The sequence below is a fragment of the Escherichia sp. MR genome (assembly GCF_005280595.1).
In the GTDB taxonomy this organism is placed as follows: domain Bacteria; phylum Pseudomonadota; class Gammaproteobacteria; order Enterobacterales; family Enterobacteriaceae; genus Escherichia; species Escherichia ruysiae.
Window position 1 is genome coordinate 1 of the sequence record NZ_SZVK01000076.1, and the last position, 11,578, is coordinate 11,578.

General features: G+C 50.7%; 12 protein-coding genes and 1 pseudogene. 12 read left to right on the forward strand and 1 reads right to left on the reverse strand.

The window, feature by feature from the left end:
* Positions 1-76: 76 nt before the first annotated feature.
* Both FC814_RS21010 and FC814_RS21015 read left to right on the forward strand, forming a co-directional pair.
* Positions 77-1,018 (forward strand): annotated as a pseudogene (locus FC814_RS21010) (phage tail protein); the annotation flags it as partial.
* A gap of 188 nt (positions 1,019-1,206) precedes the next feature.
* Positions 1,207-1,629: a tail fiber assembly protein gene (locus FC814_RS21015; protein WP_106901664.1), complete on the forward strand. Its 423-nt coding sequence runs from the start codon at positions 1,207-1,209 to the stop codon at positions 1,627-1,629.
* A 184-nt stretch (positions 1,630-1,813) separates the two neighbouring features.
* Here the strand turns inward: FC814_RS21015 and FC814_RS21020 are convergent, their stop codons facing one another.
* The gene (locus FC814_RS21020; protein WP_137326415.1) at positions 1,814-2,851 is read right to left on the reverse strand and encodes an acyltransferase family protein; all 1,038 of its coding nucleotides are present in this window, start codon (positions 2,849-2,851) and stop codon (positions 1,814-1,816) included.
* 331 nt (positions 2,852-3,182) lie between these two features.
* On the opposite strand from FC814_RS21020, the gene FC814_RS21025 reads away from it, so the two are divergent.
* The 10 genes from FC814_RS21025 to FC814_RS22915 all read left to right on the forward strand — a co-directional run bounded on the left by FC814_RS21025 (position 3,183) and on the right by FC814_RS22915 (position 11,227).
* Entirely contained in the window at positions 3,183-3,503 is a 321-nt protein-coding gene (locus FC814_RS21025) for a recombinase family protein (protein WP_137326416.1), read from the forward strand.
* Positions 3,504-3,645: 142 nt separating this feature from the next.
* Positions 3,646-4,818 (forward strand): phage tail sheath protein, encoded by a 1,173-nt coding sequence (locus tag FC814_RS21030; protein ID WP_137326417.1) that lies wholly within the window; start codon positions 3,646-3,648, stop codon positions 4,816-4,818.
* A 9-nt stretch (positions 4,819-4,827) separates the two neighbouring features.
* Complete coding sequence (locus FC814_RS21035; protein ID WP_001207664.1) at positions 4,828-5,343, forward strand: phage major tail tube protein; 516 nt, start codon at positions 4,828-4,830, stop codon at positions 5,341-5,343.
* 54 nt (positions 5,344-5,397) lie between these two features.
* Positions 5,398-5,700: a phage tail assembly protein gene (locus tag FC814_RS21040; protein WP_001281013.1), complete on the forward strand. Its 303-nt coding sequence runs from the start codon at positions 5,398-5,400 to the stop codon at positions 5,698-5,700.
* 14 nt (positions 5,701-5,714) lie between these two features.
* Positions 5,715-5,834 (forward strand): GpE family phage tail protein, encoded by a 120-nt coding sequence (locus tag FC814_RS21045; protein WP_000763311.1) that lies wholly within the window; start codon positions 5,715-5,717, stop codon positions 5,832-5,834.
* Positions 5,827-8,904 (forward strand): phage tail tape measure protein, encoded by a 3,078-nt coding sequence (locus FC814_RS21050; protein ID WP_137326418.1) that lies wholly within the window; start codon positions 5,827-5,829, stop codon positions 8,902-8,904. The genes FC814_RS21045 and FC814_RS21050 overlap by 8 nt, the downstream gene beginning before the upstream one ends.
* Positions 8,901-9,386, forward strand: coding sequence for a phage tail protein (locus FC814_RS21055; RefSeq protein WP_137326419.1), 486 nt, complete (start codon positions 8,901-8,903; stop codon positions 9,384-9,386). The genes FC814_RS21050 and FC814_RS21055 overlap by 4 nt, the downstream gene beginning before the upstream one ends.
* On the forward strand, positions 9,383-10,483 hold the full coding sequence (locus FC814_RS21060) for a phage late control D family protein (RefSeq protein WP_137326420.1): 1,101 nt from the start codon (positions 9,383-9,385) through the stop codon (positions 10,481-10,483). The genes FC814_RS21055 and FC814_RS21060 overlap by 4 nt, the downstream gene beginning before the upstream one ends.
* A gap of 90 nt (positions 10,484-10,573) precedes the next feature.
* Positions 10,574-10,792, forward strand: a complete 219-nt coding sequence (locus FC814_RS21065) for an ogr/Delta-like zinc finger family protein (RefSeq protein WP_000972389.1) — start codon at positions 10,574-10,576, stop codon at positions 10,790-10,792.
* 261 nt (positions 10,793-11,053) lie between these two features.
* Positions 11,054-11,227, forward strand: coding sequence for a hypothetical protein (locus FC814_RS22915; RefSeq protein ID WP_000380485.1), 174 nt, complete (start codon positions 11,054-11,056; stop codon positions 11,225-11,227).
* The last annotated feature ends 351 nt before the right edge of the window (positions 11,228-11,578 follow it).

Sequence of the window (11,578 nt, forward strand, 5' to 3'; positions counted from 1 at the left end):
CTGATAGAAACAGAAGCCACTGGAGCACCTCAAAAACACCATCATACACTAAATCAGTAAGTTGGCAGCATCACCGGGCGGTTGGTGGATACGTGAAGTGGGCCTGTTTGATGAGTCCGGGGCATTGATTGCCGTCGGCAACTGCCCGGAAAGCTATAAGCCGCAACTGGCTGAAGGCAGCGGGCGCACCCAGACCGTGCGCATGGTGCTGATAACCAGCAGCACGGACAATATCACCCTGAAAATCGACCCTGCTGTAGTGCTGGCAACCCGCAAGTATGTGGATGACAAGGCACTGGAGCTGAAGGTGTATGTGGATGACCAAATGGCAAAACACCTTGCCGCAGCGGACCCACATTCACAGTATGCGCCAAAATCCAGCCCGACATTTACTGGAACCCCCAAAGCGCCAACGCCAGCGGAGGGGAATAACACCACGCAGATTGCGACCACCGCGTTTGTTCAGGCGGCACTGCTGGCCCTTATTAATGGTGCGCCAGCCACACTGGATACGCTGAAAGAAATTGCCGCTGCCATTAATAATGACCCGAAATTCAGTACCACCATTAACAATGCGCTGGCACTGAAAGCGCCGCTGTCAAGTCCGGCACTCACCGGAACGCCAACAGCCCCCACTGCCGCACAGTCGGTTAACAATACACAGATTGCCACCACGGCTTTTGTGAAATCGGCAATTGCGACAATGGTGGGTTCTGCCCCTGCGGCACTGGATACACTGAACGAACTGGCGGCGGCACTGGGGAATGACCCGAATTTTGCCACGACAATGCTTAATGCGCTGTCAGGTAAACAACCGCTGGACAATACGCTGACTAATTTGAGTGGAAAGGATGTTGCTGGTCTTCTCGCATTCCTGGGTTTGAAAACCGCCGCACAACGAGACGTTGGGACTGGCACAAATCAAATTCCTGACATGAACGCTTTTAGCTCTGGCTCTGGCTGGCAGAAATTACCTGGAGGCAGGATTCTGCAGTGGCGGGGAATAGCCAATGGCCCTGGGGATATTACAAGCCCGCTACCCATTCCATTTCCAAATCGCGCAATAGGATGGGCAATTACGTCCGATTATGTACCAGGGTCAGGCGGAGTTGGCACAATAGCGGGGACGTGTACTGCAACGAATATCATTTCACGAAATACAAATGTGAGCACTGGTGGTAGCGCTATCGTAGTGGGGGAATAGGTATGAGAACGTATCGCTATGACGCAATAACAAACGCATTTTATCCGTATGAGCTACAGAATGAGTATGAACAAGCAGGGATGTGGCCGGAGTCGGGCCATGATGTGAATGAAGATATTTTTCAGCAATTCATCAACCCTCCCGCAGGTAAGGTGCGTGTTGCCGGGAATGACGGAATGCCAGCATGGGGGGATATTCCGCCACCGGCTCATGATGAACTCGTTGCGGTAGCAGATGTGAAAAAAGCAGCACTATTGGCAGAAGCGTCAGTCGTTATCGCCCCGCTGGCTGATGCACAGGCGGGCGGTTATATCGATGACGCTGACGTGCCGCGACTGGCAGCATGGCAGAAATATCGCTATGCACTGACGAAAGTGGATACATCAACTGCGCCGGATATCACCTGGCCGCTGCAACCAGTGTAGAAATCTTTAGTGTAAATCGTCAAAGATGCTGGCGACTTGATGATTGATGACGGTATCAGTGATGATAATTTACAGGTTGTACGGGAATAATACATGACAATTTGAATGGGGTATAATAGATAAATAATACATCATCATACCCCATTTTAGTTATTATCTATTGGCAAAAATATTCTTAATACCTTTATATTTGCCTACCGCCTAATAAAATGTGTGAGGTGTATTTGTTGGTTTTCAATAACCTTGCTACAATTATGCAGGTGGTTACAATAAGGAAAACAAATGAAGGGGTTATGATGAGGTTATATATGAGTGGATTTTCGCATAGGTTATTAATGTTCACGTATGCCTCTATTCTGTAAAAAATAAACGACGAGATTATATAGATGGGAAAGGTGTAAGTACCGACAAAGGATGTGGCTCGTATAAATAAATTATTTTTCGTTGATAAAAATGTATAAGCATATATAAGCGATATGCTTCCGGCGAAGCCAATGAAGTAGCGAAATATAATAATGAATGATTGATGCCAGAAATCAACATTCTCATATGTCATTTTAGATATGTAAATATAATACTCTCTATTCCATAGGAGAAGCATACCAATCCATGTTAATACGGCTAACACACCAATTTTGTGCCTATTTCTAGAGGCAAAATCTAAAATGCGATGGGCGGATATACCAGCGATAAAATAAGGGGCCATAAATTTAATTTTGTCCATATTCCAATCATCTCCATATGCAAGGGATATACTAAATATCAGTAAATAAAGCACCACAGAATATTGTTTGCTTATTGAGTGACAAATAGTATAAACAATAGATACTGCAAAGAGTGCAGAAAGGAACCAGAAGGCGTAGATGGCTCCATATCTAATATTTATTAAATTTATATCTCTTCCCACAAAAATGGATTCAGCAATGAACCATGCAATGGATGGGATTATTAACTGCATGAATTTTCTTTTGATAATTGATGATGCTTTTCTCTTGAGAGAAAAATAGAAAAGATAGCCGCTAAGCAGCATAAAAAATGGCATGTGGAAGCTGTAAATGGTAATAAATAATGGGTTGTCAAAAAAATTTAAACTATCTTTTTTTACAAACTGAATTGAATGGCCCCACACGACAAAAATTATAGCTAATCCTTTCATTGAGTCTATAATGGAATTTCGAGTGCTGGGTGTCTCTGTTATAATAAGATGTGGTTCGTTTTTCATTTAATTTGTCAACTTTAGATTGAGTGGTATAAGAATTGCAACTAAACACTCGTGAGCTAATATTTACATATATTATCAATGATCATTAATTCAATCAATTAGGAATTGCTTTATTGTATGTAACAGATTCTCATTTTGGGGTAGATGCTACTATTGCTGTCATCACACCATAAATTAAGTCCATTAATATTAGATATCTTGGGTTGTTCCGGGAAGTACACGGCCACTATCAGTAAATGTGTGGTAAGAGCTTCACCAGTCGAACGTTTTTGAAAATACAGAGATAATGGCTAACAGGCATCATCCCCGGTTTTTATTTAGGGGGATGCTCATGCTTATTGGCTATGTACGTGTATCAACAAATGACCAGCACACTGATTTGCAACGCAATGCGCTGAACTGCACGGGATGTGCGTGGATTTTTGAGGATAAAATCAGTGGCACTAAGTCCGACAGGCCGGGACTGGCTGCAGCTCGTGTTAAAGGCAGAGTAGGTGGACGCCGTCCTAAGTTGACCAGCGAACAGTGGGCACAGATTGGGCGTTTACTCAAGGCCGGAGAATCAAGACAGCGTATTGCACTGATTTTTGATGTAGGCGTTTCTACCATTTATCGAAAATTTCCGGCAAATAAGAGCAATGAATCTCCCTGAATCAGCTTTATTTTGATTATCCCTGAAAGCAGACAAATACCGTCATTTTGTGTGAATAACGGTACAACTGCGCTTAGCTGTTTGTCAGGCACAATAACTTCAACATAGGGCGAAGCCTAATCCAATCAGGAGGTTCGCCACTATGGCTCAGGATTACCACCACGGGGTGCGCGTAGTTGAAGTCAACGAAGGCACCCGATCCATTACCACGGTGAGCACCGCCATCGTGGGTATGGTCTGCACGGGCGATGATGCCGATGCAAAAATGTTTCCTCTTAATAAACCCGTGCTGATCACTGATGTGCTGACTGCCAGCGGTAAAGCGGGTGAGTCCGGTACGCTGGCCCGTTCGCTGGATGCCATCGCTGACCAGGCAAAACCCGTGACCGTTGTTGTGCGTGTGCCGCAGGGTGAAACGGAAGAAGAAACCACGACCAATATCATCGGAGCAGTGACCGCTGAAGGTAAAAAAACAGGCATGAAAGCCCTGTTATCTGCCCAGTCACAGCTCGGCGTTAAACCGCGCATTCTCGGCGTGCCAGGTCACGACACGAAGGCGGTAGCTACTGAGTTGCTGAGCGTGGCGCAAAGCCTGCGTGGGTTTGCTTACCTGTCAGCGTATGGCTGCAAGACGGTGCAGGAGGCGATCACTTACCGTGAAAACTTCAGCCAGCGCGAAGGAATGCTGATCTGGCCCGACTTTACTGGCTGGGACACGGTGCTGAATGCCGAAGCAACGGCATATGCCACCGCCCGTGCGCTTGGTCTGCGTGCCAAAATTGATGAGCAGACCGGGTGGCACAAAAGCCTGTCCAACGTGGGCGTGAACGGTGTCACCGGAATTTCTGCAGATGTGTTCTGGGATCTGCAGGACCCGGCAACCGATGCAGGTCTGCTGAACCAGAACGACGTCACCACGCTTGTGCGTAAATACGGTTTCCGCTTCTGGGGTTCCCGCTGCCTGAGTGATGACTCGCTCTTTGCCTTCGAAAATTACACCCGCACGGCGCAGGTGCTGACGGACACGATGGCAGAAGCACACATGTGGGCGGTGGACAAACCGCTGAACCCGTCGCTGGCCCGCGACATTATCGAAGGTATCCGCGCCAAAATGCGCAGCCTGGTCAGTCAGGGCTATCTCATTGGTGGTGATTGCTGGCTGGACGAGTCGGTGAACGACAAAGACACGCTTAAAGCCGGAAAACTCACCATCGACTACGACTACACGCCAGTGCCGCCACTTGAAAATCTGATGCTGCGCCAGCGCATCACCGATCAGTACCTGGTGAATTTCGCCAGCCAGGTCAGCGCGTAAGGGGACAACATGGCTTTACCACGCAAATTAAAACATCTGAACCTGTTTAACGACGGGAACAACTGGCAGGGAATCGTTGAGTCGCTGACGCTGCCGAAATTCACCCGCAAATATGAGAAGTATCGCGGCGGCGGTATGCCGGGGGCGGTGGATGTGGATCTGGGACTGGATGACAGTGCACTGGATACAGAATTTTCCATTGGTGGTACCGAACTGCTGCTGTTTAAGCAGATGGGCAAATCCACGGTGGATGGCATCCAGTTGCGCTTTACCGGCTCTATCCAGCGTGACGATACCGGGGAAGTGCAGGCCGTGGAGCTTGTGGTGCGTGGACGTCACAGAGAAGTGGATTCCGGCGAGTGGAAGACGGGCGAAAGCAACACCACCAAAGTGACCAGTACCAACAGCTACGCGAAGCTGACCATCAATGGTGAGGTGCTCTATGAAGTGGACCTTATCAACATGGTGGAAATTGTGGACGGTGTGGACCTGATGGAAGCGCACCGCAACGCCCTCGGCCTCTGATGTATCTGAACGGCGCGGGATACCGCGCCAGAACCCAATTTACAGGACAACAAAATGAGCGATAAGCAGACTGAAAAGACCATTCAACTGGATACCCCTATCAAGCGCGGTAAAACGGAAATCACCGAAATTGTGCTGCGTAAGCCGCAGTCCGGTGCGCTGCGCGGCACGCGCCTGCAGGCCATTATGGATATGGATGTGAACGCGATGATGACCGTGATCCCCCGCATTTCCAGTCCGGTACTGACTGCACAGGAAATCGCAGAGATGGACCCGGCAGATCTCACCGCTATGTCGGTTGAGGTTGTCACTTTTTTGTTGAAGAAGTCGGTGCTTGCCGGTTTACCGACAGCCTGACGGTTGACGATCTGGTGGCAGACATCGCCACCATTTTTCACTGGCCGCCATCCGTTACTGACGTTATGCCGCTGACCGAAGTGCTGGAATGGCGGTATAAAGCGATTCAGAGAAGCGGGGCCAACGATGAGTGATAACAACCTGCGGCTGCAGGTCATTCTTAATGCGGTTGACAAACTCACCCGCCCATTCCGTGTTGCACAGGCCAGTTCGAAAGAGCTGGCTGGCGCAATCAGAAACTCCCGTGACGCATTAAAGCAACTCAATCAGGCGGGTAATAGCCTGGAAAAATTTCGCAAGCTGCAGGCTGATAACAAGAAGTTAGGCGACAGGCTGAACTATGCCAGACAGAAGGCTAATTTGCTTAGCTCTGAGCTGGAGGCGATGGAACAACCATCACAACGGCACCTTGTGGCTTTAGGTCGGCAAACGCTGGCAGTCCAACGCCTGGAAGAACAGCAAAAATATTTGCAGAAGCAAACGGCGCTTGTGCGTGCAGAACTGTACCGGGCGGGAATTTCTGCGAAAGATGATGCGGGAGCAACTGCCCGTTTAGCCCGTGAAACATCACGTTATAACCAGGAATTGTCGAAACAGGAGGCGCGGCTGAAGCGACTGGGTGAAGCTCAGCGCAGGATGAATGCGGCGCGTGCCAGTTATGCCCGTTCGCTGGAGGTGCGCGATCGTATTGCAGGAGCCGGAGCCACTACCACGGCTGCAGGGCTGGCAATGGGGACGCCAGTGATGGCGGCAGTAAAAAGCTATACCAGCATGGAAGATGCCATGAAAGGTGTGGCAAAGCAGGTCAATGGTCTGCGTGACGATAATGGAAACCGTACTGCACGTTTTTATGAAATGCAGGATGCCATCAAGGCTGCCAGCGAACAGTTGCCGATGGAAAACGGTGCGGTGGACTTCGCTGCACTGGTTGAAGGTGGTGCGCGCATGAACGTCGCAAACCCTGACGACAGCTGGGAAGACCAGAAACGTGACCTGCTGGCCTTCGCCAGTACGGCAGCAAAGGCGGCAACAGCCTTTGAGCTGCCAGCGGATGAACTGTCAGAAAGCCTGGGGAAAATCGCCCAGCTCTACAAAATACCTACCCGCAATATTGAACAGCTCGGTGATGCGCTGAACTATCTGGATGATAACGCCATGTCGAAAGGGGCAGACATCATTGATGTCATGCAACGCCTGGGCGGTGTGGCTGATCGTCTGGATTATCGTAAAGCGGCGGCGCTGGGTTCCACCTTCCTGACACTGGGTGCTGCGCCGGAGGTTGCAGCCAGTGCAGCAAACGCGATGGTGCGTGAATTGTCCATTGCCACCATGCAAAGCAAGAGTTTCTTTGAAGGGATGAATCTGCTGAAACTCAATCCTGAAGTGATTGAAAAGCAGATGACGAAGGATGCGATGGGAACTATCCAGCGTGTGCTGGAGAAGGTGAACGCACTGCCGCAGGACAAGCGTCTGTCTGCCATGACCATGTTGTTTGGTAAAGAGTTTGGCGATGACGCGGCGAAACTGGCAAACAACCTGCCGGAACTACAGCGCCAGCTAAAACTGACAGCGGGCAATGATGCGCTCGGTTCCATGCAGAAAGAATCCGACATCAACAAGGACTCACTTTCTGCTCAGTGGTTGCTGGTTAAAACCGGAGCGCAGAATACCTTCAGCAGCCTGGGCGAAACGCTGCGCCAGCCGCTGATGGATATTCTGTACACGGTGAAAAGCGTTACGGGAGCGTTGCGTCGCTGGGTGGAAGCTAACCCGGAACTGACGGGCACACTGATGAAAGTAGCCGCTATTGTGGCTGCGGTTACCGTAGGCCTCGGCACCTTGGCTGTGGCGCTGGCTGCAGTGCTGGGGCCGCTGGCAGTCATCCGTCTGGGATTCTCTGTGCTGGGCATCAAAACGTTACCTTCCGTTACGGCAGCAGTAACACGAACCAGCAGCGCGTTGTCCTGGCTGGCTGGCGCTCCACTGGCAGTGCTGCGACGCGGGCTTGTTTCATCGGGTAACGCAGCGGGTTTACTTACTGCGCCGTTGTCGTCTTTGCGCCGTACGGCATCACTGACGGGAAATGTCCTGAAAACTGTAGCAGGTGCGCCGGTTGCACTTTTGCGGTCTGGATTATCCGGTTTACGTGCTGTTGCTGTGATGTTTATGAATCCTCTGGCGGTACTGCGCGGTGGACTGGCCGCCGCAGGCACGGTGCTGCGAGTACTGGCATCTGGTCCACTGGCGATGCTGCGCGTTGCCCTGTATGCCGTATCTGGTCTGTTAGGTGCTCTGCTCAGTCCGATAGGTCTTGTGGTTACTGCACTGGCGGGCGTGGCGCTGGTTGTCTGGAAATACTGGCAACCCATCACCGCATTTCTTGGTGGCGTGGTGGAAGGATTCAAAGCGGCGGCAGGTCCCGTCAGTGCAGCATTCGAACCACTTAAGCCTGTGTTTCAGTGGATTGGCGACAAAGTGCAGGCGTTGTGGGGCTGGTTTACTGATCTGCTGACGCCCGTTAAGTCGACCTCTGCCGAACTGCAGAGCGCAGCGGCAATGGGGCGACGATTCGGGGAGGCGCTGGCGGAAGGGCTGAATATGGTCATGCATCCGCTGGACTCCCTGAAATCCGGCGTTTCCTGGTTACTGGAGAAACTCGGCATTGTCAGTAAAGAGGCTGCAAAGGCGAAACTGCCGCAAAGTGTGACGCGTCAGCAACCTGCGACGGTGAATGCAGACGGTAAAGTGATGATGCCATCGGGTGGTTTTCCGTCATGGGGATATGGATTTGCGGGGATGTATGACAGCGGCGGCTATATCCCGCGCGGGCAGTTCGGCATTGTCGGTGAAAACGGGCCTGAAATTGTTAACGGTCCGGCAAACGTGACCAGCCGGAGAAATACAGCTGCACTGGCTACCGTTGTTGCCGGAATGATGGGCGTTGCTGCCGCGCCAGCAGAGCTTCCACCGTTGCACCCTTTGGCACTTCCCGCGAAAGGTGGAGAAGCAATTGTGAGTCGCGCAGCCACTGTGCCGCCTGTTTACAGGATTGAGGCACCGACGCAGATCATCATCCAGATGCAGCCAGGACAAAGTGCGCAGGATATTGCGCGGGAGGTGGCACGCCAGCTTGATGAACGTGAACGCAGGCTGAAGGCAAAAGCCAGGAGTAACTACAGCGATCAGGGGGGATACGACGCATGATGATGGTGCTGGGATTGTACGTGTTTATGCTGCGCACCGTGCCGTATCAGGAGCTGCAGTATCAACGCAGCTGGCGACATGCGGCAAACAGCCGGGTAAACCGACGCCCGTCAACGCAGTTTCTGGGACCGGACAACGACACGCTGACGCTTTCAGGTGTTCTTATGCCGGAGGTAACGGGCGGCAGGCTGTCGTTGCTGGCTCTGGAGCAGATGGCAGAACAGGGAAAAGCATGGCCCCTGATTGAAGGCAGCGGCACGATTTACGGCATGTATGTGATTGAGGGACTGAATCAGACTAAAACGGAGTTTTTCCGCGACGGTATGCCGCGCCGGATTGAGTTCACCCTGTCGCTCAAACGGGTGGATGAATCCCTGTCCGATATGTTCGGTGATCTCAGTACGCAACTGAATAATCTGCAGGACACGGCAACATCTGCCTTAAGTGATATCAGTAAAACGGTGGGAGGGCTGCAGTCGTGAATTTCAGCTCTGAACTGCTTAACAAAGGCAACAAAACTCCCGCATTCAGCATCAGTATTGAGGGCAGGGATATCACTACTGTGCTGGATAACCGTCTGATGAGTCTGACGCTGACGGACAATCGGGGCTTTGAAGCGGACCAGCTTGATCTGGAGCTGGACGACGCCGACGGAAAAATCGTGCTGCCGCGCCGTGGTGCGGTCATTACGCTGGCGCTGGGCTGGAAGGGGCAGCCGCTTTTCCCGAAAGGGGCATTCACGGTGGACGAGATTGAACACACTGGCGCACCGGACCGCCTGACTATCCGGGCGCGAAGTGCTGATTTTCGTGAAACGCTGAATACCCGCCGTGAAAAGTCGTGGCACAAGACCACCGTTGGGGAAGTGGTGAAGGAAATAGCCGCACGGCACAAGCTGAAGATGGCACTGGGTAAAGACCTGTCGGATAAGCCCGTGGAACATATAGACCAGACCAATGAGAGTGACGGCAGTTTTCTGATGCGGCTGGCGCGCCAGTACGGTGCTATTGCGTCGGTGAAAAATGGCAATCTGTTATTCATCCGGCAGGGACAGGGTAAAAGCGCCAGCGGTAAACCACTGCCGGTGATCACTATCACACGCAAGGACGGCGACAGTCACCGCTTTACCCTGGCAGATCGCGGAGCCTACACGGGCGTAATTGCCAGCTGGTTGCATACCCGCGAACCCGCGAAGAAAGAAAGCACCACGGTGAAGCGTAAGTGCAGGACTAAGAAGCAGAAGAAAGAGCCGGAAGCGAAGCAGGGCGATTACCTGGTGGGTACAGATGAAAACGTGCTGGTACTTAATCGCACCTATGCCAACCGGAGCAACGCCGAACGGGCGGCGAAAATGCAGTGGGAACGCCTGCAACGTGGCGTTGCGTCATTCTCGCTACAACTGGCGGAAGGTCGGGCAGATCTCTACACGGAAATGCCTGTGAAGGTCAGCGGCTTTAAACAGCCGATAGATGATGCGGAATGGACCATTACGACTCTGACACATACCGTCAGCCCGGATAATGGTTTTACGACCAGTCTTGAGCTTGAAGTGAAGGTTGATGATCTCGAAATGGAATGATTCTTTACAATGGAGAACTTTTAAGTTTGAAAAATGGAATAATGCGATATCATTATTGTGAATTTAGCACAAATGGGGAGAGCTCGAAAAATGATGATTTGCCCACTGTGTGGAAGTGCCGCCCATACTCGCAGCAGTTTTCAGGTATCTTCATTGACCAAAGAGCGTTACAACCAGTGCCAGAACATTAACTGCAGCCATACTTTTGTTACCCATGAAACTTTTGTTCGTTCGATTGCAACGCCAAAAGAGTCAAATCCGGTTCAGCCGCATCCTCATAAATTTAAACAGGTGGGTTTGCCGATTTAAATGGCGACATAACTACATGATTTAAAACTATACTTTTCTATCAGTTGAGGTTAAATTAACAATGCCTGACGTTAGCGGGGATTTATCCCCACTCCGTAGATATGTAGTTTGTCGCTTTGCGACTGCGGACCGATTACCTGATTGCCATGTAATCGGACGCCGACTTGTTAAGCTTTCTGGGCTAACTGGTTGTTATTTTTTATTTAGTTAGGGCCATGCGCTTGCGCTAAGAGACGTCAGGTATCTATGGAGGAACAAGTTATGGATACAAACGAACTTGGCTTAGTTAAGGCGCGTGTTGAACTGATCACCGCTATGCTCAAATGCGCAACCGCGTTTGTTGGCTTAGTTGGTGCGGTTTACGCCGTTCTTAACATGGCCTTCAACTACAACAATTTAACTCATGACAATAGAAGTTCAAAGGTGGGAAGATAAATTTGAGATTAAGCCCGGGGTTTGGGTTTATGTCCCAAGCGTTGAGGCACGTAAAGTCGGAGGGAAGATACTTCAGGCTGTCAGAAACAAGTGGATTCCGCCACTCTATTTTTACCATCTAAGAACTGGTGGGCATCTTAAAGCTGCCAGATTACACTTAAAAAGTGATTTTTTTGCCGTTGTTGATATTAAACAATTTTTTCAGTCAACGAGCCGTAGTCGTATCACCCGTGATCTAAAGAGCTACTTCACCTATTCTCAAGCGCGGGAAATCTCGGTGATGCTGCCAACTTACTGATTTAGTGTATGATGGTGTTTTTGAGGTGCTCCAGTGGCTTCTGTTTCTATCAG